The sequence below is a fragment of the Pantoea sp. M_10 genome, assembly GCF_008631515.1.
GTDB classification, from domain to species: Bacteria; Pseudomonadota; Gammaproteobacteria; order Enterobacterales; family Enterobacteriaceae; genus Pantoea; species Pantoea anthophila.
In genome coordinates this window covers 1,391,825-1,413,260 of the sequence record NZ_VWUL01000001.1, presented here as the reverse complement: position 1 = coordinate 1,413,260, position 21,436 = coordinate 1,391,825, and the positions used below count along the sequence as shown (strand labels likewise).

General features: G+C 59.0%; 22 protein-coding genes, 2 tRNA genes and 2 rRNA genes. 17 read left to right on the top strand and 9 right to left on the bottom strand.

Annotated elements, in window-relative coordinates; translation table 11 throughout:
• The 3 genes from F3I47_RS06865 to F3I47_RS06855 form a co-directional block, all read left to right on the top strand.
• Nucleotides 1–100: ribosomal RNA gene (locus F3I47_RS06865) — 23S ribosomal RNA — on the top strand; the annotation flags it as partial.
• A 213-nt stretch (nt 101–313) separates the two neighbouring features.
• Nucleotides 314–429, top strand: a 5S ribosomal RNA gene (gene rrf / locus F3I47_RS06860).
• A gap of 87 nt (nt 430–516) precedes the next feature.
• Nucleotides 517–593: transfer RNA gene (locus F3I47_RS06855), tRNA-Asp, on the top strand.
• A gap of 108 nt (nt 594–701) precedes the next feature.
• Here F3I47_RS06855 and yafC read toward each other — a convergent pair.
• On the bottom strand, nt 702–1,604 hold the full coding sequence (yafC, locus tag F3I47_RS06850) for a DNA-binding transcriptional regulator YafC (protein ID WP_150029311.1): 903 nt from the start codon (nt 1,602–1,604) through the stop codon (nt 702–704).
• A gap of 256 nt (nt 1,605–1,860) precedes the next feature.
• Here yafC and F3I47_RS06845 point away from each other — a divergent pair, with 256 nt between their 5' ends.
• Nucleotides 1,861–2,676 carry an endonuclease/exonuclease/phosphatase family protein gene (locus F3I47_RS06845; protein ID WP_150029312.1) on the top strand — a complete coding sequence of 272 codons (816 nt, stop codon included), beginning with the start codon at nt 1,861–1,863 and terminating at the stop codon, nt 2,674–2,676.
• A 73-nt stretch (nt 2,677–2,749) separates the two neighbouring features.
• Here the strand turns inward: F3I47_RS06845 and mltD are convergent, their stop codons facing one another.
• Together mltD and gloB are read right to left on the bottom strand one after the other, a co-directional pair.
• Entirely contained in the window at nt 2,750–4,126 is a 1,377-nt protein-coding gene (gene mltD / locus F3I47_RS06840; protein ID WP_033736400.1) for a murein transglycosylase D, read from the bottom strand.
• A gap of 71 nt (nt 4,127–4,197) precedes the next feature.
• Nucleotides 4,198–4,953 carry a hydroxyacylglutathione hydrolase gene (gloB, locus tag F3I47_RS06835; RefSeq protein WP_150029470.1) on the bottom strand — a complete coding sequence of 252 codons (756 nt, stop codon included), beginning with the start codon at nt 4,951–4,953 and terminating at the stop codon, nt 4,198–4,200.
• Between the two features lie 43 nt (nt 4,954–4,996).
• Between gloB and F3I47_RS06830 the strand changes: the two genes are divergently transcribed.
• The gene (locus F3I47_RS06830; protein ID WP_046101290.1) at nt 4,997–5,734 is read left to right on the top strand and encodes a class I SAM-dependent methyltransferase; all 738 of its coding nucleotides are present in this window, start codon (nt 4,997–4,999) and stop codon (nt 5,732–5,734) included.
• Here the strand turns inward: F3I47_RS06830 and rnhA are convergent.
• A complete protein-coding gene (gene rnhA / locus F3I47_RS06825; protein WP_009091940.1) occupies nt 5,716–6,183 on the bottom strand; it encodes a ribonuclease HI in 468 nt (155 codons plus the stop codon). The two genes, F3I47_RS06830 and rnhA, sit on opposite strands and share 19 nt — an antisense overlap.
• A gap of 51 nt (nt 6,184–6,234) precedes the next feature.
• Here rnhA and dnaQ point away from each other — a divergent pair, with 51 nt between their 5' ends.
• Nucleotides 6,235–6,966, top strand: a complete 732-nt coding sequence (dnaQ, locus tag F3I47_RS06820; RefSeq protein WP_009091938.1) for a DNA polymerase III subunit epsilon — start codon at nt 6,235–6,237, stop codon at nt 6,964–6,966.
• Nucleotides 6,967–7,100: 134 nt separating this feature from the next.
• A tRNA-Asp gene (locus F3I47_RS06815) sits at nt 7,101–7,177 on the top strand.
• 64 nt (nt 7,178–7,241) lie between these two features.
• Here the strand turns inward: F3I47_RS06815 and F3I47_RS06810 are convergent.
• The gene (locus F3I47_RS06810; RefSeq protein WP_150029313.1) at nt 7,242–8,735 is read right to left on the bottom strand and encodes an NCS1 family nucleobase:cation symporter-1; all 1,494 of its coding nucleotides are present in this window, start codon (nt 8,733–8,735) and stop codon (nt 7,242–7,244) included.
• A 144-nt stretch (nt 8,736–8,879) separates the two neighbouring features.
• Between F3I47_RS06810 and F3I47_RS06805 the strand changes: the two genes are divergently transcribed.
• The 3 genes from F3I47_RS06805 to puuE are packed head-to-tail and all read left to right on the top strand — an operon-like array spanning nt 8,880 to nt 11,318.
• The gene (locus F3I47_RS06805; protein ID WP_009091934.1) at nt 8,880–9,602 is read left to right on the top strand and encodes a GntR family transcriptional regulator; all 723 of its coding nucleotides are present in this window, start codon (nt 8,880–8,882) and stop codon (nt 9,600–9,602) included.
• The gene (hpxA, locus tag F3I47_RS06800; RefSeq protein ID WP_150029314.1) at nt 9,599–10,330 is read left to right on the top strand and encodes an allantoin racemase; all 732 of its coding nucleotides are present in this window, start codon (nt 9,599–9,601) and stop codon (nt 10,328–10,330) included. Before F3I47_RS06805 ends, hpxA begins: the two co-directional genes overlap by 4 nt.
• Nucleotides 10,331–10,364: 34 nt before the next feature.
• Nucleotides 10,365–11,318 (top strand): allantoinase PuuE, encoded by a 954-nt coding sequence (gene puuE, locus F3I47_RS06795; RefSeq protein ID WP_150029315.1) that lies wholly within the window; start codon nt 10,365–10,367, stop codon nt 11,316–11,318.
• A gap of 51 nt (nt 11,319–11,369) precedes the next feature.
• Here the strand turns inward: puuE and hpxZ are convergent, their stop codons facing one another.
• The 4 genes from hpxZ to F3I47_RS06775 are packed head-to-tail and all read right to left on the bottom strand — an operon-like array spanning nt 11,370 to nt 14,926.
• Nucleotides 11,370–11,750, bottom strand: coding sequence for an oxalurate catabolism protein HpxZ (gene hpxZ / locus F3I47_RS06790; protein ID WP_046101292.1), 381 nt, complete (start codon nt 11,748–11,750; stop codon nt 11,370–11,372).
• Nucleotides 11,750–13,147: an AtzE family amidohydrolase gene (locus F3I47_RS06785; protein WP_150029316.1), complete on the bottom strand. Its 1,398-nt coding sequence runs from the start codon at nt 13,145–13,147 to the stop codon at nt 11,750–11,752. Before F3I47_RS06785 ends, hpxZ begins: the two co-directional genes overlap by 1 nt.
• Complete coding sequence (hpxX, locus tag F3I47_RS06780) at nt 13,144–13,326, bottom strand: oxalurate catabolism protein HpxX (protein ID WP_009091925.1); 183 nt, start codon at nt 13,324–13,326, stop codon at nt 13,144–13,146. The genes F3I47_RS06785 and hpxX overlap by 4 nt, the downstream gene beginning before the upstream one ends.
• A gap of 13 nt (nt 13,327–13,339) precedes the next feature.
• Nucleotides 13,340–14,926, bottom strand: a complete 1,587-nt coding sequence (locus F3I47_RS06775; protein WP_150029317.1) for a gamma-glutamyltransferase family protein — start codon at nt 14,924–14,926, stop codon at nt 13,340–13,342.
• A 138-nt stretch (nt 14,927–15,064) separates the two neighbouring features.
• Between F3I47_RS06775 and hpxU the strand changes: the two genes are divergently transcribed.
• The 7 genes from hpxU to hpxK all read left to right on the top strand — a co-directional run bounded on the left by hpxU (nt 15,065) and on the right by hpxK (nt 21,436).
• Entirely contained in the window at nt 15,065–15,904 is an 840-nt protein-coding gene (gene hpxU / locus F3I47_RS06770) for a MurR/RpiR family transcriptional regulator HpxU (protein WP_009091922.1), read from the top strand.
• Between the two features lie 192 nt (nt 15,905–16,096).
• On the top strand, nt 16,097–16,882 hold the full coding sequence (locus F3I47_RS06765) for a transporter substrate-binding domain-containing protein (protein ID WP_150029318.1): 786 nt from the start codon (nt 16,097–16,099) through the stop codon (nt 16,880–16,882).
• A 10-nt stretch (nt 16,883–16,892) separates the two neighbouring features.
• Nucleotides 16,893–17,561: an amino acid ABC transporter permease gene (locus F3I47_RS06760; RefSeq protein ID WP_009091920.1), complete on the top strand. Its 669-nt coding sequence runs from the start codon at nt 16,893–16,895 to the stop codon at nt 17,559–17,561.
• Complete coding sequence (locus F3I47_RS06755) at nt 17,561–18,217, top strand: amino acid ABC transporter permease (protein ID WP_009091919.1); 657 nt, start codon at nt 17,561–17,563, stop codon at nt 18,215–18,217. Before F3I47_RS06760 ends, F3I47_RS06755 begins: the two co-directional genes overlap by 1 nt.
• Nucleotides 18,198–18,929 (top strand): amino acid ABC transporter ATP-binding protein, encoded by a 732-nt coding sequence (locus F3I47_RS06750; RefSeq protein WP_009091918.1) that lies wholly within the window; start codon nt 18,198–18,200, stop codon nt 18,927–18,929. The genes F3I47_RS06755 and F3I47_RS06750 overlap by 20 nt, the downstream gene beginning before the upstream one ends.
• A 21-nt stretch (nt 18,930–18,950) precedes the next feature.
• Complete coding sequence (locus F3I47_RS06745) at nt 18,951–20,186, top strand: alanine--glyoxylate aminotransferase family protein (protein ID WP_009091916.1); 1,236 nt, start codon at nt 18,951–18,953, stop codon at nt 20,184–20,186.
• On the top strand, nt 20,183–21,436 hold the full coding sequence (hpxK, locus tag F3I47_RS06740) for an allantoate amidohydrolase (protein WP_150029319.1): 1,254 nt from the start codon (nt 20,183–20,185) through the stop codon (nt 21,434–21,436). The genes F3I47_RS06745 and hpxK overlap by 4 nt, the downstream gene beginning before the upstream one ends.

The following is a 21,436-nucleotide window of genomic DNA, read 5'->3' as shown; positions in this document are numbered from 1 at the left end:
CCTGAAGGGACGTTGAAGACGACGACGTTGATAGGCCGGGTGTGTAAGCGCAGCGATGCGTTGAGCTAACCGGTACTAATGACCCGTGAGGCTTAACCTTACAACGCCAGAGGCGTTTTTGAGAGACGCGATTTTCAGCTTTGTTACCGGATAACAGTTGTGTCCTGCGGAGTCAAGTCCGAAGGATTCTGCGCTGAGGCAAGGCGGCAACCGAGCGATGTGAAGGAGCATACTGACGTATGTGACTGAGCAGCGGGAGGGCGGCCAACGCAGCATCAGCACAGAAGACACAGGACAGAGCACAAAGAATTTGCCTGGTGGCTTTAGCGCGGTGGTCCCACCTGACCCCATGCCGAACTCAGAAGTGAAACGCCGTAGCGCCGATGGTAGTGTGGGGCCTCCCCATGCGAGAGTAGGGAACTGCCAGGCATCAAATTAGTTCCTTTTCCCCTGACAAGGAAAACAACAGGAACAAACAGCTATCAGCCATCTGCTGACAGCTGTGAAAGAACCGGTGGAGCGGTAGTTCAGTTGGTTAGAATACCTGCCTGTCACGCAGGGGGTCGCGGGTTCGAGCCCCGTCCGTTCCGCCACTTAATTGGAAAGCCCTGACTTAACGGTCAGGGCTTTTTCCATTGCAGCAAATACTGCCCGGAAAGCCCTCCCTGAACGCAGGCATCCTCACCGGACCTGGGCGCATATCAGATGCGCCAGGGTTGTTCAGCACTCCACTCGCTGAGGAAGTCAATAAAGGCGCGCACACGCTGGCTGACGCCAGTATCACTGTAATAAACCGCATTGAACGGCATCTCGACCGGCAGGCGCTGGTCTGCCAGCACTTCAACCAGCGTTCCCTCCGCAATTTCACGATCGATCATATATTCCGACAGACAGGCGATACCATTACCCGTGAGACAGAGCTGTTTAATCGTCTCTCCGCTGTTAGAGGATAGAGCCCAGTCGATATCATAGAGCTCACCGCTTTCACGGGCGACGGGCCAGCGATTAAGCCGGGGTGAGTCCTCAAAGCCCAGGCAGTGATGACGATCAAGCTCAGCCACGGTGTGCGGCACGCCATGCTCCCGAAGATAGGCGGGCGACGCAACCAGTTTACGAAAGCTGTTAAACAGCAGACGGGCGCGCAGGGTAGAGTCAGTCAGATTACCGGCGCGGATAGCGATATCCACTTTTCGCTCGATGAGATTGATAAAACTTTCCGAGGAGATTAACGAAAGCCTCACTCCAGGATAGCGGGCACGGAAAGGCTTTATCATCGGCATCAGCAAATGCAGAATTACCGGCGTCGCGGCATCAACGCGCAAAAGGCCTTTTGGCTCCTGCAGGCTCTCAATCAGGTCGCTCTCCGCCGTCGTCATCTCCTGCAAAAAGCGCTGAACATGACGGAAATAACGCTCTCCCTCCTGCGTCAGTGCCAGCTGCCGGGTGGTGCGGGTGAGCAGGGCGATGCCCAGCTTGTTCTCCAGCTTTTTAATCGTTCTGCTGACGGCTGAGTTCGCCATCTGCAGCTGTTCAGCAGCGCGACTGAAACTTCCGCTTTCTACTACGCTGACAAACACTTTCAGTTCGTCAGAAGATGCCTTCATTTAACCTCCCTGCACGGACGTGGCGATGGCGCGACGCGGTGGCCGATAGTGCTGTGGTTCCAGTATAGAAGTCTGGTCAGCAATGACCGCACGAATCATGCCTCCCCGCGTTTTGTTCAACGTCTGCAAAGGCGCTGTTTTATTCCGGAAAAGGGTGCTGAATTCTGACATTGACCTGCATCCATTGAAACCCCGGTCTAAAATCCCTATAACAGACAGGTGTTATCTGTTTTTGAATGATCAGCCAGGCGGGAAAGTGCGCAAAAAAACTTATGCAATGCGATATGTGGCGGGACAACCTGTGGAACAGATCTTTCCACCGGGTGCGATGCTCCATCTCGGTCAGGCACTGCCACCCGGCGCTCCCTTGCCCGCGCATCCGAATCTTAAAGTTCTGGTGTGGAACATCTTCAAGCAGCAGCGTGCAGACTGGATGTCGGTGCTGGAGGGGTTTGGTAAGGACGCGCACCTGGTTTTACTTCAGGAGGCGCAGACGACGCCGGAGCTGGTACGGTTTGCGACGAGTAACTATCTGGCTGCCGATCAGGTTCCCGCCTTTGTGCTGCCTCAGCACCCCTCTGGCGTGATGACGCTTGCTTCTGCCCATCCGGTCTACTGTTGCCCGCTGCGTGAGCGTGAGCCGCTGCTGAGGCTGGCTAAATCGGCGCTGGTCACGGCTTATCCTCTGCCCACTGGTGAAATGCTGATGGTCGTGAATATCCACGCGGTTAACTTCAGCCTGGGCGTCGACGTCTACAGCAAACAGCTGGGCCCGATAGGGGAGCAGATTATACATCATAGCGGTCCGGTGATCATGGCCGGGGACTTTAATGCCTGGAGCCGTCAGCGCATTAACGCGCTCTACCGCTTTGCCCAGCGCATGAAGCTGGAAGAGGTGATGTTCACTGCCGACCACCGCCGTAAAGCGTTTGGTCGCCCGCTGGATTTCGTCTTTTATCGCGATCTCAGGGTGAGTGAGGCCTCAGTGCTGGTGACGCGGGCTTCCGACCATAATCCTTTACTGGTGGAGTTCAGTTCAGGACGGGAGTCCGGGGCAGACAGGAAAGAGTAAAGCGAAGGTACAGCGCAGACGGTTGCGGATGAATAAAAGAAAAAGGCTGACAATTGTCAGCCTTTTCAACGTATCAGGTATCAGGTGTCGCGTTATTATTCACAAACAGCGTTAAATTATCGCCGGGTTGAATATCTTTCGCGCTGTCCAGCACACTGTTCCAGCGCATCACGTCTTTAATATTGACGCCGTGATGCCGTGCAATACTGTCAAGAGAATCACCCTTACGAACACGATAGGTGATGCTGTTGCCGTTATCAGCCAGTCGGGTGCCATTCGAACCGATAGTCAGCGTCTGACCCGGTCGGATATCGGCACCGCGCAGGTTATTATCCTGCTTCAGTGTGGAGACGCTAACGCCAAGCTTCGCGGCGATACCCGAGAGCGTATCACCCCGTCGCACCTTGTACCCGCCGCTCGCACTCGCTTTCGCAAGCTGAGTTGGCTGTACGGCTGCGATGTCACCGGACGCCAGTGAGTTACGCAGTCTGGCGACGTTCGACTTCGGCACCATAATATAGTGCGGGCCGTTTGGCGCGGTTGCACCGCCTTTGTAGCCGGTATTGAAGCTCTTCAGTTTCGTGAGCGACATACCTGCCATTTCGGCAGCCTGCGTCAGCTGTATCTGCTGACCCACTTCCACCCGTGCCAGTGCACGACTTTCGTTGGGTGTCGGCAGTTTGATACCGTAACGCTTGTTATGTTTGAGCAGTTCACTCAGAGCTAACATTTTCGGCACATACACCGTGGTTTCGCGTGGCAGCGATAAGTGCCAGAAGTCAGTCGGCTTACCGCGCGCCTTATTCTGTTTTATCGCTTTGAGAACACGTCCCTCACCACTGTTGTATGCGGCAATGGTTAATAACCAGTCACCGTCAAACATGGTGTTAAGACGCTGCATCATATCCAGCGCAACCCGTGTGGATGCGACAACATCCCGTCGCCCATCGTAATACTGGTTCTGTTTCAGTCCATAATTTCGACCCGTTGAGGCAACTATCTGCCAGATACCAGCGGCATTGGCGGATGAGGTTGCGCGAGGGTCAAAAGCGCTCTCCACTATGGGTAGCAGTACCAGTTCCATCGGCATTTTACGTTTCTGTATCTGCTCGACTATCCAGTACATGTACGGCTCTGCCCGTAATGTTACATCGTGGAGATAGCTCTTATTTTTTAAAAATTTACTTTTTTGTTCGCGGATTGCCGGGTTTTCCGGAATCCCCATCTTCAACTCGTCACTAATGAAACTCCAGAGATCTGCGTCTGCTGCGAGGCCAGTTCCATCTTCCTGCCATCGCGGCGACAAAAACTCGTCTCCGTACTTTCCATTTTCACCTTGACCAGCTGAAGACAGGCTCTGTGCATGCTGTTCGGGGATATTGGCATCGTTCCTCGACGCCTGACATCCTACCAGCAAGACTGAGGCGAGTAAGATCGCTTTAGCCTTCATGTGTGTGTCAATAGTTCGCTTAAAAGACGAGCAACTATACGTGACGACTTTTCACAACACAACCCGAAAAATCAAAAAGCGTCTTTCTTCTCGCGTAGAACGGCAAATGTGTGCCATACCGGTTCATCATTCACGTTAACGTTTAACGCCCTTTGCAAATCAATATCTTGCGTGCGGAGAAATAAATTTATTGACCGTTCGTGCCCCAGTTTTGTGGGCAGACTAATGCCATTTTCGGCGCGTAAGTCCTTAATTTTCTGATATTCGGCCATTATTTGCGGGTCATGGGGCAGAATAGCCGCAGCAAACTTCAGGTTAGATAAAGTATATTCATGCGCGCAGCAGACCAGCGTTTCCTCCGGAAGCTGATTAAGCTTTTGAAAGGATTCATACATCTGCTCTGCTGTGCCTTCGAAAAGACGTCCGCAGCCACCCGAAAAGAGTGTGTCGCCACAGAAAAGATAAGGTGAGCTGTAATATGAGATATGTCCTAAAGTGTGACCAGGGGTATGAATCACCTCGAACGTCAGGCCGAGCACCGTCACCTGATCGCCCTCGCTGACCACCGTTCTGGCCCCTTTGGCAACCGTTTCCTGCGGGCCGTAAACTTCGAGCGCCGGGAAATGCTCACACAGCGTTTTCACCCCACCCGTATGGTCGTTGTGGTGGTGAGTTAACAGAATCGCCACCGGCTGCCAGCCGTTAGAGGCCATTTTTTCTAATACCGGCTGAGCTTCACCGGGATCGACAATCAGACACTGACCTTCATCATTATTCAGCGTCCAGATGTAGTTGTCCTGCAACGCAGGAATACTGGTAAGATTCATCATCACCTCTAGCAGGTCGTAGGAATAAGGAAGAGCGTAAAGCATGAAGCCCGCGAAAACACGCCAGATTCTGAACGCTCCGCTATCGTGGCGCGATATGCCGTGGGGAGACTATTTCCGCGACGCGCTGACCCAGCAGCTTCAGCCTTACCTCGGAAAGCTTTATGGCTTTCATATGCTTAAGCTTGGCAACCTCAGCGCAGAAATCAACACCGAACACTGTGCTATTTCACATCAGGTCAACGTGGGCAGCGAGGGCGAGCTGTTACAGGTGCTGGCTGACCCCCTGCAGCTTCCCTTTGAGTCGAAGTCGATTGATGCCTGTCTGCTGGCGCATACGCTGGCCTGGAGTCAGGATCCGCATCGGGTGTTGCGGGAAGTGGACAGGGTACTCATTGACGACGGCTGGATGATCATCAGCGGCTTCAATCCCTTCAGCCTGCTCGGGGTCACGAAAATGATTCCGGGGTTAGGCCGTAAGGCGCCCTGGAGCGGACGGATGTTCAGCCAGATGCGTCTGCTCGACTGGCTGAGCCTGCTGAACTATGAGGTGGTTTACCGCACCCGGTTTCAGGTGGTGCCGTGGCATCGGCAGGGGGGGAAACTGATCAGCGCCCACTTACCGGCGCTGGGGTGCCTGAATATTGTCGTGGCACGTAAACGCACCTTCCCGCTGTTGCCGACACGGGCGAAGAAGAGCATGAGTCCCAGCCAGATCCGCCAGACCGTCAATGCTACCCGCCAGTTCCGGCAGGCAGACGATCAGGACTCGCTCTTGTAACCGATATCTTCAAAGGCGGGATTTTCCGCCGCGCTGCGGGCCAGCACGTCGCAGCGCTCATTCTCGGGATGTCCCGCGTGGCCTTTAACCCACTCCCACTGAATCTTGTGGGTGCTGAGGGCCTGGTCGAGACGCTGCCAGAGGTCGACGTTCTTCACCGGTTTTTTATCCGCGGTTTTCCAGCCGCGTTTTTTCCAGTTATGGATCCAGCTGGTAATTCCCTGACGCACATACTGGCTGTCGGTACTGAGCACCACATCGCAGGGCTGCGTCAGCGCTTCAAGCGAAATAATGGCCGCCATCAGTTCCATCCGGTTATTGGTGGTGAGGCGATAGCCCGCGCTGAAGGTTTTCTCATGCTGGCCATAACGTAAAATCGCCCCGTAACCGCCGGGACCGGGATTTCCAAGACAGGATCCATCGGTGAATATTTCTACCTGTTTGCGCATCTCTGGTAGACTTCCTCTCAAAAACGTCAAGTCTGACATAAAACGGGTCTTATGAGCACTGCAAATAACCGCCAGATCGTACTCGATACTGAAACCACCGGCATGAACATGATCGGGGTCCATTATGAGGGGCACCGCATCATTGAGATTGGTGCGGTCGAGGTGATTAACCGTCGCCTGACCGGCAACAATTTCCATATGTACCTGAAGCCCGATCGGCTGGTCGATCCGGAAGCCTTCGGCGTTCACGGGATTGCAGATGAGTTCCTTGCCGACAAACCGATGTTCAGCGAGATTGCGGATGAGTTTCTCGACTATATCCGCGGCGCCGAGCTGGTGATCCATAACGCGCCGTTCGATATCGGCTTTATGGATTACGAGTTCTCAAAGCTGAATCGCGGCATTGAGAAAACCGAAACCTTCTGCAAAGTGACCGACAGCCTGGCGCTGGCGCGGCGCATGTTTCCCGGCAAGCGTAACAGCCTGGATGCGCTCTGCTCGCGTTATGAGATAGACAACAGCAAGCGAACGCTGCACGGCGCACTGCTCGATGCCGAGATCCTGGCGGACGTGTTCCTGACCATGACCGGCGGGCAGACCTCACTGTCGTTTTTGTCCGAAAGTGAAAGCGCCCGTCAGGCGCAGGGCGAGAGCATTCAGCGCATCGTACGTCCCGCCTCGGCACTGCGCGTGGTGACGGCCAGCGACGAGGAGATCGTTGCCCATGAGTCACGTCTGGATCTGGTCATGAAAAAGGGCGGCAGCTGCCTGTGGCGCGGCTGAATGACGGAAATTTGTGGATAAAATCAACGGCGAGCTGAAAAAAACGGCAAACGATCGCGTCGTCAGGAAAAAGCGTTGACGCCGCAACGGCCTGCCATTACTATGCGCCTCGTTCTCGACGGGGAACAAAGCGCGGAGCGGTAGTTCAGTTGGTTAGAATACCTGCCTGTCACGCAGGGGGTCGCGGGTTCGAGCCCCGTCCGTTCCGCCAATCTCTTTAAAAAAGCCGATTCAGAAATGAATCGGCTTTTTGCTATCTGCGATTCCGTGGCGGGTTACTCTTTCTGCGCCACGACCTCACCCTGCCAGCGCGCACTGTCTGCCGCTTCACGCTCTTCACGGGCGATAAAGCGGTAGCAGCCTGCCGCCAGACCGGCTCCGATAAACCAGCTGAAGTTCGCCACCTGATGCAGGGAAGGGATAAAACTGATCACCAGGCAGATGGCCACCGACGGCAGCAGCGCGGCGATCGCTTTAGGGTTAAACCCGCCGCGATACCAGTACCGGCCCGCTGGCGTGGCGTTAAACAGGTCGTCGACCGAGATGCGTCCGCGTTTGATCAGGTAGAAATCAGTCAGCAGAATCCCGAACAGCGGCCCGATAAAGGAGCCCAGGACATCCAGGGTGTAGTGAATCAGTTCAGGTGACTGGAACAGATTCCACGGCGTTAACAGCACCGAGCCTACCGCGGCGATCATCCCGCCGGTGCGGAAGCTGATTTTCTGCGGTGAACAGTTAGAGAAGTCGAAGGCGGGTGAGACGAAGTTCGCCACAATGTTGATGCCGATAGTGGCGGTAATCATCGTCAGCAGCCCAATCGCTACCGCCAGGTCGTTGCCGACCATGCTCACGGTCTCAATCGGATCGGTGATCATTTTACCAAACAGCGACTGGGTGCCCGACACGATGACCACCGTCACCACGGAGAAGAGCAGGAAGTTAAACGGCAGGCCCCAGCGGTTGCCACGACGAATCTCTGACATGCTTTTGCCGTAGCGGGAGAAGTCACCGAAATTCAGCAGTGGCCCGGAGAAGTAGGAGACGACAAGCGCGGTTGCGGTAATCATCTGCCACGTCTGCTCGCCCGGGGTGAGTGATTTACTGGCGAGGGTAAAAGAGATCCCATCAAATCCGGTCTTGTATACAATCCAGCCCGCCAGCGCCACCATCACAACATAGACAGCCGGACCCGCCACATCGATAAACCGTTTGATGGCGCTCATGCCGTGCCAGAAGACCATCGCCTGCAGCAGCCACATCACGCCAAAGCAGCACCAGCCCAGCAGCGACAGGCCAAGCCAGTGTGGCTCGGTCATTGAGTTCAGTGACGGGGCGAACTTCAGCAGAACCAGCATCAGCGCGTTCGCCGCCAGATAGGTCTGGATGCCATACCAGGCAAAAGCGATCAGCCCGCGGATGACCGCCGGAATATTCGCGCCAAACACGCCAAACGCCTGACGGCAGATCACCGCATAGGGAACGCCTGTCATCTGGCTCGGTTTTGCCACCAGATTGGCACAGATCTGCACGATGCAGATCCCGGCCAGCAGGCAGAGCAGCACCTGCCAGCTGGCTAATCCCAGCGTGAAGAAGCTGGCCGCCACCACATAGCCGCCCATGCTGTGGACATCTGACATCCAGAACGAAAAAATGTTGTACCACGACCAGTTCTGGTCGCGGGTGGGCGCCAGATCGTCGTTACAGAGACGTGGGCTGTAACTGGCGTTAGCGTCAGAGGCCGTGCTGGCCACCGTGGAATGATTTGGCATGAAACCTGCTCCTCTACCCGAGAGTGAAATGAATAATCTGGTAAAGGGGTATTGCAGGATTCAGGCCAGATTTCTTTTCCTGTATACAATATTTGCTGTTCACGTATACGATAAGTGGCGTACAGAGAGCTTCCGGAGCAGGTAATGACAAGTAAAACAGGCCAGCGAGACGCCGCCAGAACGCAGGATAAAGATGAAGGGATCTACCAGGCGCTGATGACCGCCATTGTGGAGCATCAGCTGCCGCCGGGCAGTAAACTGCCGGAAGAGGCGCTCTCCGGTGTGTTTGGAGTAAGCCGCACCGGCATTCGCAAAGTACTGCAGCGCCTTGCGGCGGTGCAAATGGTCACCCTGACGCCCAAACGTGGTGCGCAGGTCGCCACCCCTGGCGTTGAAGAGGCGCGGGAGATCTTCGCCACCCGCAGTTTAATGGAGTGCGCCAATCTGCACGCCGTGCTGGCCCATCTGCAGCCCCCGCACCTGGTGGCGCTGGAACAGCTTATCGCACAGGAGAATCAGGCCCACGCCGCGCATGATGGCCCGGCAGCCATCCGGCTTTCGGCAGCCTTTCATATTCAGCTGCAGGCGATCTCCGGCAATCAGGTGCTCACCGGCATGGTGACCAGCCTGACGCAGCGCTCGTCGCTGGTGATTGCCGCCTATGGCGCGCCGTGGCAGCGCGGCTGCCGCTGTGACGACCACACGCATCTGCTGACCCTGTTACGGGCACGTGCGCTGCAGCCACTGACTGAGGCGCTGCAGCACCATTTTGAGCATATTGTTTCCAGCCTGCACTTTGAGCGCAGCGGTGAAACGCTGCCCGACTTTTCACGACTGTTTGCCACGGGCAAAGGAGCGGCCTCATGACCCTGATTCAGGTCATTAACCCCAACACCAGCCTGGCGATGACCGAAACCATCGCTCAGGCTGCCCGTGCGGTTGCCGCACCCGGCACCGACATTCTGGCCGTTTCACCCTCGCAGGGCGTGCCTTCCATTGAAGGGCATTTTGATGAGGCGATCGCGGCCATCGGGGTGCTGGAGCAGGTCAGGCTGGGGCGGGAGCAGGGCGTGAGCGGACATGTGATTGCCTGTTTTGGTGACCCGGGGTTACTGGCGGCGCGCGAGCTGGCCAGCGGGCCGGTCATCGGTATCGCAGAAGCGGCGATGCACACCGCCACGCTGCTGGCGACGCGCTTTTCGATTGTCACCACGCTGCCGCGCACGCTGGTGATTGCCCGTCATCTTCTGCAGCAGTATGGCTTTACCCATCACTGTGCCGCGCTGCATGCCATCGATCTGCCGGTACTGGCGCTGGAGGATGGCAGCGGACTGGCGCAGGAAAAAGTGCGTGAGCGTTGCCTCCAGGCCAAACGGGAAGATGGCAGCGGCGCGATTGTGCTCGGCTGTGGCGGCATGGCGACGCTGGCCGCCTCCCTGACGCAGGAGCTGGGGCTGCCGGTGATTGATGGCGTCGGCGCGGCCGTAAAAATGGTGGAGTCGCTGGTGGCGCTTGGCTTTGGCACCAGCAAACATGGCGATCTGGCCTGGCCTTTGCAGAAACCTCTCTCAGGTGCGTTTCAGCATCTAAACTAACGGAACTTTCCAGACAGAAGACAGGAAGCGAGTAATGACTGACGCTGCAGAGAAGAAAGAGTACAGCTTTAACAAAAACTATCCGCGCGATTTGATCGGTTATGGTGCTCATCCGCCGCACGCCGCCTGGCCCAACAATGCCCGGGTGGCGGTGCAGTTTGTCCTGAATTACGAAGAGGGGGCGGAGAACAGTGTGCTGCACGGTGACGCCGGCTCCGAGCAGTTCCTCTCCGACATCATCGGTGCCGCCAGCTATGCCGACCGTCATATGTCGATGGAGTCACTCTATGAGTACGGCTCGCGCGCCGGTTTCTGGCGCATCCACAATGAATTTCAGAAGCGCGGTCTGCCGCTGACCGTGTTTGGCGTGGCGATGGCGCTGGCGCGTCATCCGGAGGTTGTCGAAGCGATTAAACAGGCGGACTACGATGTGGTCAGTCACGGCTGGCGCTGGCTCCACTATCAGGGCGTGGATGCGAAAACCGAACGTCAGCATATGCAGCAGGCGGTGGATGTGCTGACCGATCTGTTTGGGAAAGCCCCAACCGGCTGGTATACCGGACGTGACAGCCCGAACACGCGCCGGCTGGTGGTGGAGCAGGGCGGCTTCAGCTACGACAGCGACTACTACGGCGACGACCTGCCGTTCTGGACGCAGGTGACATGTCAGGATGGCACGGTTAAGCCGCACCTGATTATTCCCTACACCCTGGAGTGCAATGACATGCGCTTTGCCTCGCCGCAGGGATTTAACACCGCCGAGCAGTTCTTCACCTACCTGCGTGACAGCTTCGATGTGCTGTATGAAGAGGGGGAGACCGCGCCAAAGATGATGTCGATCGGGATGCACTGTCGCCTGCTGGGGCGTCCGGGCAAATTCCGTGCGCTGCAGAATTTCCTCGACCACATTCAGCAGCATGACGACGTCTGGATCTGCACCCGCCAGCAGATCGCCGATCACTGGATCGCGACACACCCGGCATCCTAAGCCGGTTCCGGTGCGTCGCCTTCCTCAGGACAGGCGACGCACCGGCGATAATCAGCTCATCAGACTGACCTGGGCGGCCACAATGCACCAGCCGTGCGGCATGCGAACCCAGGTCTGCTGCTGACGGCCGATTTTATCACTGCCGGCACGGGTAAATTCGGTGCTGCAGACCGCATAATCCTCGCCAAAGGTGGTGATCACCGTATTCCGCAGCGTCCGGTCGAGGCCCGCAGCGGGGCGTGCAGCCCGGAAGGCGCGAATCTCATCGATGCCATACAGGTTTTCACCGGCCCCGAGGCGCACGGTGCGCGGGTCGTGCCAGAAAAGCGCATCCAGTTCAGCCACGTCATTGCTCACCAGCGCCTTTTCGTAACGCCAGAACTGCGCCGTCACCTCGCTGACCACCTGCGGTAAATTAATCTCTCTGTTCATCAGGCTCCTGCCATCGTGATTTGCGGCAGGGTGATGCCGCGTTGTTCCAGTGTCCAGGCGGCACGTAATGCTGCCGCTTCATTAAACGGGCGGGCGATAAGCTGTAACCCAATCGGCAGGCCGCTTCGGGTCGCCAGCGGCACTGTACAGACCGGCAGTCCCAGGAAGGAGATGGGCTGCGTCAGCATGCCCATGCTCGCTTTGGCGGGCAGCGATTCACCCTGAATTGACAGCGTCTGCTGACCGATGGTGATCGCGCTGCAGGGGGTTGCCGGGGCGATCAGCACATCGAAGCGATCAAACAGCGGCAGCACCTGCTGCTGGAAATGACGACGAAAGCGCTGGGCCTGCACATACCAGGCGCCGGGCATCATCGCGCCGGCCAGCAGACGCTCGCGTGAGTTGGGTTCAAACACCTCAGGCTTCTGACGCAGGGCAGGCAGATAGTGATTCCCCCCCTCGGCGGCGGTCATGATAAAGGCTGCCGAACGCGCCAGCTCCGCCTCCGGCATCACCACCTCCTCCTGCGCTTCCAGCGCGGCTGCGACGGTGGCCACCGCCGCGCGGGCGTCCTCATCGCACCAGCGGGCAAAAAAACCGCCCAGCACGCCACAGCGCAGCCCTTCACTGCCCTGCAACAGGCCGGGCAGCGTGGCCTCTGGCGGCCGGACGGCCTGAAACGCATCTGCGGGGTCTGCGCCCTGCAGCAGGTCATAAACCAGCGCCAGGTCTTCCACCCGCCGGGCCAGCGGGCCGATATGATCGAGGCTGGCAACAAAGGGGTGGCTGCCGCTGCGTGACAGTCGGCCAAAAGTGGGTTTCAGGCCAAAAATGCCGCACAGCGACGCGGGCACCCGGATTGAGCCGTTAGTATCGGTACCCAGCGAAAAGTGAACCAGTCCGGCGGCCACGGCGGCGGCCGAACCCCCGGACGAGCCGCCCGCGACGCGGCTTAAATCGCGTGGGTTACGGGTCGGGCCGTAATGACTGTTCTCGGTGGTGAAACCATAGGCGTAGGCATCCATGTTCAGCATGCCTGACAGCAGCGCGCCTGCGTGGCGCAGTTTGCCGATGGCGAAGGCATCCGCCTGCGCCGCAGGGCGGTCGCTGAACAGCCTGGCCCCTGCCAGCGTGCTGTGACCCGCCACATCAAACAGGTTCTTCACTGCATAGGGAATGCCCGCCAGCGGGGGCAGGGGCTCACCGCGCTGCCGCTGCGCATCAACCGCGCTGGCTTCTTTCAACATGCGAGGCCCGGTGATTTCCGTCCAGGCATTCAGCGCCGGGTTGTGCTGCTCAATCGCCTGCAGCGTCTGTTCGGCCACCTCGCGAGCGCTGATCTCACCCTGGCGGATCGCCTGCTGCAGCGTCTGAATCGAAACGTCACCTGTTTTCATGCCTGATACACTCCCGCCACTTCCAGCCGGTCATCAAGCGGAAACGCCATCAGCGGTGCGGCCATCTCCGCGATACGCGACAGCTGGATTAGCAGCTCGGCGCGGCGGGGATCGTCCAGCGTCAGTTGCAGGATCTGCTCCATATGGCCGATGTAGCTGGCCCACTCATGTTCATTCATGATTCACTCCTGTTTAAAAACCGGCGGCGCTGCCGTTACTGCGCGGATCGTTCGCGCCTTCAAACATGCCGTTGCAGTGACGCACAATGGCACCCGCATGACCCACGGATTCGCTGAAGTCCGGCAGGCGTTCTACCTCGTGCCCCCACTGGCGCAGCTGTGCGACGGTTGCGTCGGCAATACGGCCTTCCAGCTTCAGCGAGTCTGATGACTGGCCCCAGGTACGCCCCAGCAGCCAGCGCGGTGCACTGACCGCCTGCTGCAGCGGCAACCCCTGAATCACATGGCGGGTAAAGATCGCTGCCTGGGTCTGCGGCTGACCATCTCCGCCCATCGCGCCATAAACCAGCGTCCGGCCATCTTTCAGCCGTGCGGCGGCGGGGTTCAGGGTATGGAAGGGCTGTTTGCCGGGTGCCAGCGCCAGCAGATGTTCAGGATCGAGGCTGAATGCAGCCCCCCGGTTCTGCCAGGTGATGCCGGTGCCGGGCAGGACGACCCCGCTGCCAAACTCGTGATAGATGCTCTGAATAAAGGAGACGGCAAGCCCGCTGCTGTCCATCACACCCATCCAGACCGTATCGCCCGGCCCGCGGCCGCTGCCCCAGTTTGCCGCCTCGCCATCTTTGATCTGGCTGGCGAGGGTGGCCAGGGCGTCCTCAGCCAGCAGCGCCTGCACATCTTCGGTGACGTGACGCGGATCGGTAATGTGCCGGTCGCGCAGCGCAAAGGCTTTTTTGGTGGCTTCCACGATGCGGTGCACCGTCTGCGCCTCGTCAGCCCCGGCCATCTCCAGGCGATCGGTAATGCCAAGGATCGCCAGCGAGACGAGGCCCTGGGTCGGCGGGGCGATATTCCAGATGTCGCCTTCGCTGTGAGCGAGGTGCAGGGGCGTGGTACGACGGGCGCGATGCTGCTGCAGATCGGCCAAGGTGACCGGCATGCCCAGCGTGGCCATTTCATCAGCCATATGGTGCGCCAGCGGGCCGCGATAGAAGCTGTCCAGCCCCTGTTCGGTAAGCTGGCTCAGGGTCTGTGCCAGCGCAGGCTGGGTAAAACGGCTGCCAGGCTGCGGCACCTCGCCATCAGGCATAAAGGTGGCGCTGAAGCCGGGCTGATGCTGTAACTCACTGCGGAAGTTCGTCGTGGCGGCGGTCTGAGAGGCGGTGACCGGAATACCGTCCGCGGCGTAGCGAATCGCATCGCGCAGCAGACGCGCCAGCGGCAGCAGCGGGCTGCCGGATTCTGCGGCGATGGTCAGCGCCTCCTGCCAGCCGCTGACCGTACCGGCGACGGTCAGCGCCGCTTTCGGCCCGCGATGAGGGATTCTGGGGTGACCGGCATAGAAATCCGGATGCGCCAGCGAACCGGCGGCACCGCTGGCGTCGATAGCGACGGGATCGCCGCCGGGTGGCAGGATCAGCCAGAACCCATCCCCGCCCAGCCCATTCATGTGCGGGTAGACCACGGCGATAGTCGCGGCTGCCGCCACCATCGCTTCGATGGCGTTGCCGCCGTCACGCAGCACCGCCAGTGCGCTCTCACTCGCCAGATGGTGCGGCGTCACCGCCATGCCCATCGGCGCCATATTACTCTGAATCATCTTTTTCTCGTTCTTCGGGTAACAGAACCGATAGCAAAGCAAGAGCTGTTCCAGTTTTTAGCCTGAGCTGACATTGCGCCGGTTAACCTGGCGTAAATTGTGCTAGCTTCTGCTGAAACAAAAGTTACAGGGTGCGATATGAAACAGCTTGATGAACGACTCCGGAGTCACTATCCCCAGCTCTCGCCGCAGGAGCAGCGCATTGCCGACTTCGTGTTTGACCACTTCGATGATCTGATCAGCTATAACAGCGCCGAGCTGGCGCGGCTCAGCGGCGTGTCGAAAGCCACGGTCAGCAGGCTGTTTAAGCGTCTGGGATATGAGAAGTACAAGGATATGCGCGATGAGCTGCGCATCCTGCGTCAGAGCGGCATGCCGCTGACCGATAACCGGGATGCAGTGCAGGGCAACACGCTGCTGGCGCGCCACTACAAGCAGGAGATGGCGAACCTGACACAGTGGGTCAACAGCCTGGATGCCCGCCAGTTTAACGATGTGATCCAGCAGCTGGCGCAGGCGAAGCGCGTCTTTATCATCGGCATGCGCAACGCCTATCCGGTGGCGCTGCATCTGCGACAGCAGCTGGTGCAGGCGCGCTCGCAGGTCTTTATCCTGCCGCAGCCAGGCCAGACGCTGGCAGAGGAGCTGGTGGATATCACCCCGGAGGATATGGTGGTGGTGATGGCGTTTCGCCGCCGTACCCGCATCATCCGTCCGCTGATGCAGCAGCTTCAGGCGGCCGGAATACCGCTGCTGGCGCTGTGTGAGCCGCAGGCGCAGACGGTCACTGCGCTGGCACGCTGGCAGCTCTGCACGCCGCTCGACAGCGTTTCCGCCTTCGACAGCTACGGCTCGGCCATGAGTCTGATTAACCTGATTGCCAATGCGCTGCTGCATGAAATGCTGGCGCAGGGGCGGCAGCGTATTCATCAGATCGCCGATCTCTACCAGCAGTTCGACGAGCTGGAGCACCGTTAACAGGCACCATTTTGGTGCTTTGCCCCATTTCAGCACACGCCCGCCCGCGGCGTAATCCTCCCCGGTTACGCCCCATTTTCAGTGAACTCTTTGCCGCTTAACCCTTTTTCCGCCGCTGCCCTTGTTGGCACATTAGTTGCAGATTGCCTGTTAAAGAATCTTTTGTTTCATCACATTTCACCGGGGTGCATAATGAAAAAAGTTTTAATGGCGGTTGCAACAGCGGCATTACTGATGGCACATGCGGGAAGCGCACTGGCCGATCAACTGCAGGACATTCAGAAGCGCGGTGTGATCCGCGTGGCCGTTCCGCAGGATTTCCCGCCGTTTGGCTCGGTGGGTACCGATCTGCAGCCGCAGGGGTATGACATCGACATGGCGAAATACCTGGCGAAGCAGATGAAACTTAAGTTGCAGCTGGTGCCGGTCAGCAGCGCCAACCGGGTGCCTTATCTGCAAACCGACAAGGTCGATCTGGTGATCTCCAGCATGGGTAAAAATGCGGAGCGTGAAAAAGTGATCGACTTTACCCGCGCCTATGCGCCGTTCTTCCTGGGCGTCTTCGGACCGAAAGGTGACGAGATCAAAGCGGCCAGCGCGCTGAGCGGCAAGTCGATTGGCGTTACCCGCGGCGCGGTGGAGGATATGGTGCTGAGCGAAGTGGCACCGAAAGATGCGCAGGTGAAACGTTACGAAGATAACAACACCACCTTATCGGCGTATCTCTCCGGCCAGGTGCAGTATGTCGCCACCGGCAACCTGGTGGTCGCCGCCATTGCCCGCCAGAATCCGGAAAAAGCGCCGGTCGCTCAGTTTATGCTGAAAGATTCGCCCTGCTTTATCGGTCTGAAGAAAGATGAGCCTGCGCTGAAGGCGAAGGTGAATGCGCTGATTGAGCAGGGGATTAAAGATGGCACCCTGAACAAGCTGTCCGAAGAGTGGCTGAAAGCGCCACTGCCCGCCAGCCTGGGCGCATGAGGACAGATTCATGACCGGGCAACTTAACTTTCCCGCGTTGTGGCCCTACTGGCCGGAGCTGCTTTCCGGCCTCTGGGTCACCATTCAGCTGACGCTGCTGGCGACCACCGGTGGGGTGGCGATTGGCATCGCAGGCGCGGCGCTGCGCAGCGGTAAACCGGGCTGGCTGAGCCGCCTCTGGGGCCTCTATGTCGAGCTGATCCGTAATACGCCGTTTGTGGTGCAGCTGTTCTTTATCGTTTTCGGTCTGCCGAATCTGGGTCTGAAACTCACCGCCGGTGAGGCGGCGCTGCTGGCGATGCTGATCAACCTGGGCGCTTACAGCACCGAAATCATCCGTGCCGGCATCCAGGTGACCCCGAAAGGGCAGTGGGAAGCGGGGCGGGTGCTGGGATTGACCCGCAGCCAGACCTTCCTGCGGGTGGTGTTACCTCCTGCGCTGCAGCGGATTTATCCGGCGCTGGTGAGCCAGTGCATTATCGTGATGCTGGGGTCGTCGGTGGTGTCGCAGGTCTCCTACGAGGAGCTGACCTTCGCCGCTAACCTGATCCAGTCGCGCACGTTTCTGAGCTTTGAAGTTTATCTGGTGACCACGCTGATCTACCTGGCGTTGTCGATTGCGATGCGCCATCTGCTGCTGGCGATAGGCCGTAAATGGTTTGGAGTGCAGCCCTCATGATGACGACCTTTACCGACTGGGACATCGTGCGCAACCTGCTGCTGGCGGCGCGCTGGACCCTGTTACTGTCGCTGGTGGCCTTTGTCGGCGGAACCCTGGTGACGCTGCCTCTGCTGCTGCTGCGTCTGCTGCAGCGCAAATGGCTGACGCGTGCGATACGGGGTTACACCGCGCTGTTTCAGGGAACCCCGCTGCTGATGCAGCTGTTTCTGGCCTTTTTTGGCGTCGGCTTATTTGGCATTGATGTGGCACCCTGGACGGCCGCCTCGCTGGCGCTGACCTTCTACACCAGCGCCTTTCTGGTGGATATCTGGTACGGCAGCATTCGCGCCCTGCCGAAAGGGCAGTGGGAAGCGTCACGCTGCCTCGGCCTGACCTTTGGTCAGACGCTGTGGCGGGTGGTTGCACCGCAGGCGATCCGCATCGGCATCGCCCCGACGGTAGGTTTTGCCGTGCAGGTTATCAAGGGCACCGCGCTGGCGTCGATTATCGGGTTTATCGAGCTGACCAAGGCGGGCACGATTCTGAACAACGTGACCTACCAGCCGTTTAAAGTTTTCGGGCTGGTGGCGCTGGGCTACTTCCTGATGTGTTATCCGCTGTCTCGCTACAGCCAGTATCTGGAGAAAAAATTCAATGCCGCTCATCACCATTAATCAGGTGCAAAAATATTACGGCGACAACCATGTGTTGAAAGGCGTGGATCTGGATATCGACATGGGAGAGGTGATCTCGATCATCGGTCGCAGCGGATCGGGCAAAAGCACGCTGCTGCGCTGTATGAACGGGCTGGAAGGCTATCAGGAGGGCAGCATCAAGCTCGGCGGCATGACCATCACCAGTCGTGACTCGCAGGCGCGTGAAATCAGCCGCTCGATTGGCATGGTGTTTCAGAACTTCAACCTCTTCCCGCACATGACGGCGCTGGAAAACGTCATGCTGGCACCGCGCCGCGTGCTGAAGAAAAGCGACGCTGAATGCCGGGCGCTGGCGACGCAGATGCTGGAGAAGGTGGGGCTGGGCGAGCGCCTTAACTATTACCCTGCCAGCCTCTCGGGCGGCCAGCAGCAGCGCGTGGCGATCGCCCGTGCGCTGGCGATGACGCCCAAAGTTTTACTCTGTGATGAGATCACCTCTGCGCTGGATCCCGAACTGGTGGGCGAAGTCCTGAAAGTGCTGGAGCAGCTGGCAGCGGAAGGCATGACGCTGATCCTCGTCACGCATGAAATGAATTTCGCCCGCGACGTGGGCGATCGAGTGGTCTTTATGCATCAGGGGCGCGTCTGGGAGCAGGGCGATAGTAAAACGCTGTTTGCGCAGCCGCAATCGCCGGAGCTGAAGCAGTTTATCTCTTCAGTGCGCCTCTGAGTCTTAAAAAAGGAAACCCGCATGGATATCAATCATTACCCGCAAATCAATCCGCCACAGCGTCTGCTGATGGGACCTGGCCCGATCAACGCCGATCCGCGCGTGCTGCGCGCCATGTCGAGTCAGCTGCTGGGGCAGTACGACCCGGCGATGACCCACTACATGAACGAAGTGATGGCGCTCTATCGCGGCGTATTTCGCACCGAAAACCGCTGGACGCTGCTGGTTGATGGCACCTCCCGCGCCGGTATCGAAGCGATTCTGCTCTCCGCTATCCGGCCTGGTGATAAGGTGCTGGTGCCGGTGTTTGGCCGCTTCGGCCATCTGCTGTGCGAGATTGCCCGCCGCTGCCGGGCAGACGTCCACACCATCGAAGTGCCGTGGGGCGAGGTCTTTACCCCCGATCAGATTGAAGAGGCGATTAAAAAAGTTCGGCCACGCCTGCTGCTCACGGTGCAGGGCGACACCTCCACCACCATGCTGCAGCCGCTGGCGCAGCTGGGTGCTATCTGTAAGCAGTATGGCGTGCTGTTCTACACCGATGCTACCGCGTCGCTGGCGGGTAACGCGCTGGAAACGGATGCCTGGGGACTGGATGCCGTCTCGGCGGGGATGCAGAAATGTCTGGGCGGGCCTTCCGGCACCTCGCCGATCACCCTGAGCGCAGAGATGGCCGCGGTGATCCGCAAACGTAAATGCGTGGAGCAGGGGATCCGCACCGAGGCGCATCAGGATGGCGAGGAGGAGATGATCTACTCCAACTATTTCGATCTCGGCATGATCATGGATTACTGGGGGCCGGAGCGACTCAATCACCATACCGAAGCGACCAGCGCGCTGTTTGGCGCGCGCGAATGTGCCCGCCTGATCCTGCAGGAGGGGCTGGACAACGGGATCGCCCGTCACAAACTGCATGGTGAAGCGATGCTGAAGGGGATTCAGGGGATGGGGCTGGAAACCTTCGGCGATCTGAAAAACAAAATGAACAACGTGCTGGGCGTGATGATCCCGTCAGGCGTAAATGGCGACCAGGTGCGCAAGCTGATGCTGGAGGATTTCGGCATTGAGATCGGCACCTCGTTTGGCCCACTGCATGGCAAGGTCTGGCGCATCGGCACCATGGGCTACAACGCGCGTAAAGATTGCGTGCTGCAGACGCTGGCCGCGCTGGAAACGGTGCTGACTCACCTGGGGTATCGCACGCCGCAGGGCGCGGGAGCTCAGGCCGCCTGGGATCACTACGGGAGCCAGGCATGATGATGAGCGCCAGCGAAGCCCTCGCTGCTGCACAGCGCGTCATGGCGCGCTGTGATGCGCTGGCAGCGATTAGCGAAACGACGGAGGGCCTGACCCGCGTCTATCTGTCGCCGGAACATCTGCGCGCCAACGCCTGCGTAGGGGAGTGGATGCAGGCCGCGGGGATGACGGTCTGGCAGGATGAAGTCGGCAATATCTGTGGCCGCTACGATGCAGCCGAAGCGGGGGCGCCCGCGCTGCTGCTCGGTTCGCATCTCGACACGGTACGTAACGCCGGTCGCTACGACGGAATGCTGGGCGTGCTCAGCGCCATCGAAACCGTACAGTGGCTTCATGAGCACCAGTGCCGTCTGCCGCTGGCGATAGAGGTGATCGGTTTCGGTGATGAAGAGGGAACCCGCTTTGGCATCACGCTGCTTGGCAGCCGCGGTATTACCGGCAGCTGGCCGCAAAGCTGGGTAACCCATCCCGATGGCAACGGCATTACCGTGGCGCAGGCGATGGCGGATGTCGGGCTCGACAGTGCACAAATCGGCGCGGCGGCCCGGCGGGCAGAGGATATCGTCGGCTATCTTGAACTGCACATTGAGCAGGGCCCCTGCCTGGAGCAGGAGGATCTGGCGCTGGGCGTGGTCACGGCCATCAATGGGGCGCGTCGTCTTCACTGCCGTTTTAGCGGTGAAGCGGGCCATGCCGGCACGGTGCCGATGACCCACCGCAAAGATGCGCTGGCTGCGGCCGCCGAGTGGATGGTGTTTATTGAGCAGACCACCCGTGAGCAGGACCCGCAGCTGGTCGCCACCGTCGGCACCCTCAGCTGTGCCCCGGGGGCGGTGAATGTCATCCCTGGCGAGGTGTCGCTGTCGCTGGATGTGCGCGGCCCGCTCGATCATCCGCTGGAGACCCTGCTCTCCACGCTGTTAACCCAGGCCGAAGCGATTGCGCTGCGGCGTGGAGTGCAGTTTACGTCGAACGAATTTTATCGCATCGGGGCCACCGCCTGTGACTCGGCGCTGCAGCAGGCGCTGAGCCATGCGGTTGAAACGGTGCAGGGACGCAGCCTGTCGCTGCCAAGCGGAGCCGGACATGACGCCATCGCCATTGCTGAACGCTGGCCGGTCGGTATGCTGTTTGTGCGAAACCATCGCGGCATCAGCCATCATCCGGCCGAGTCTGTCGCAGTGCAGGATGTGGCACCGGCGCTGCAGGCCTATCTGCAGGCGGTCACGCTGATCGCCGGACGGAGCTGA

Excerpts from the sequence above, each read along its gene's own strand:
- yafC (WP_150029311.1), bottom strand. The coding sequence starts at position 1,604 with ATGAAGGCATCTTCTGACGAACTGAAAGTGTTTGTCAGCGTAGTAGAA.
- mltD (WP_033736400.1), bottom strand. The coding sequence starts at position 4,126 with ATGAAGGCTAAAGCGATCTTACTCGCCTCAGTCTTGCTGGTAGGATGT.
- gloB (WP_150029470.1), bottom strand. The coding sequence starts at position 4,953 with ATGAATCTTACCAGTATTCCTGCGTTGCAGGACAACTACATCTGGACG.
- F3I47_RS06830 (WP_046101290.1), top strand. The coding sequence starts at position 4,997 with ATGAAGCCCGCGAAAACACGCCAGATTCTGAACGCTCCGCTATCGTGG.
- rnhA (WP_009091940.1), bottom strand. The coding sequence starts at position 6,183 with ATGCGCAAACAGGTAGAAATATTCACCGATGGATCCTGTCTTGGAAAT.
- dnaQ (WP_009091938.1), top strand. The coding sequence starts at position 6,235 with ATGAGCACTGCAAATAACCGCCAGATCGTACTCGATACTGAAACCACC.
- F3I47_RS06810 (WP_150029313.1), bottom strand. The coding sequence starts at position 8,735 with ATGCCAAATCATTCCACGGTGGCCAGCACGGCCTCTGACGCTAACGCC.
- F3I47_RS06805 (WP_009091934.1), top strand. The coding sequence starts at position 8,880 with ATGACAAGTAAAACAGGCCAGCGAGACGCCGCCAGAACGCAGGATAAA.
- hpxA (WP_150029314.1), top strand. The coding sequence starts at position 9,599 with ATGACCCTGATTCAGGTCATTAACCCCAACACCAGCCTGGCGATGACC.
- puuE (WP_150029315.1), top strand. The coding sequence starts at position 10,365 with ATGACTGACGCTGCAGAGAAGAAAGAGTACAGCTTTAACAAAAACTAT.
- hpxZ (WP_046101292.1), bottom strand. The coding sequence starts at position 11,750 with ATGAACAGAGAGATTAATTTACCGCAGGTGGTCAGCGAGGTGACGGCG.
- F3I47_RS06785 (WP_150029316.1), bottom strand. The coding sequence starts at position 13,147 with ATGAAAACAGGTGACGTTTCGATTCAGACGCTGCAGCAGGCGATCCGC.
- hpxX (WP_009091925.1), bottom strand. The coding sequence starts at position 13,326 with ATGAATGAACATGAGTGGGCCAGCTACATCGGCCATATGGAGCAGATC.
- F3I47_RS06775 (WP_150029317.1), bottom strand. The coding sequence starts at position 14,926 with ATGATTCAGAGTAATATGGCGCCGATGGGCATGGCGGTGACGCCGCAC.
- hpxU (WP_009091922.1), top strand. The coding sequence starts at position 15,065 with ATGAAACAGCTTGATGAACGACTCCGGAGTCACTATCCCCAGCTCTCG.
- F3I47_RS06765 (WP_150029318.1), top strand. The coding sequence starts at position 16,097 with ATGAAAAAAGTTTTAATGGCGGTTGCAACAGCGGCATTACTGATGGCA.
- F3I47_RS06760 (WP_009091920.1), top strand. The coding sequence starts at position 16,893 with ATGACCGGGCAACTTAACTTTCCCGCGTTGTGGCCCTACTGGCCGGAG.
- F3I47_RS06755 (WP_009091919.1), top strand. The coding sequence starts at position 17,561 with ATGACGACCTTTACCGACTGGGACATCGTGCGCAACCTGCTGCTGGCG.
- F3I47_RS06750 (WP_009091918.1), top strand. The coding sequence starts at position 18,198 with ATGCCGCTCATCACCATTAATCAGGTGCAAAAATATTACGGCGACAAC.
- F3I47_RS06745 (WP_009091916.1), top strand. The coding sequence starts at position 18,951 with ATGGATATCAATCATTACCCGCAAATCAATCCGCCACAGCGTCTGCTG.
- hpxK (WP_150029319.1), top strand. The coding sequence starts at position 20,183 with ATGATGATGAGCGCCAGCGAAGCCCTCGCTGCTGCACAGCGCGTCATG.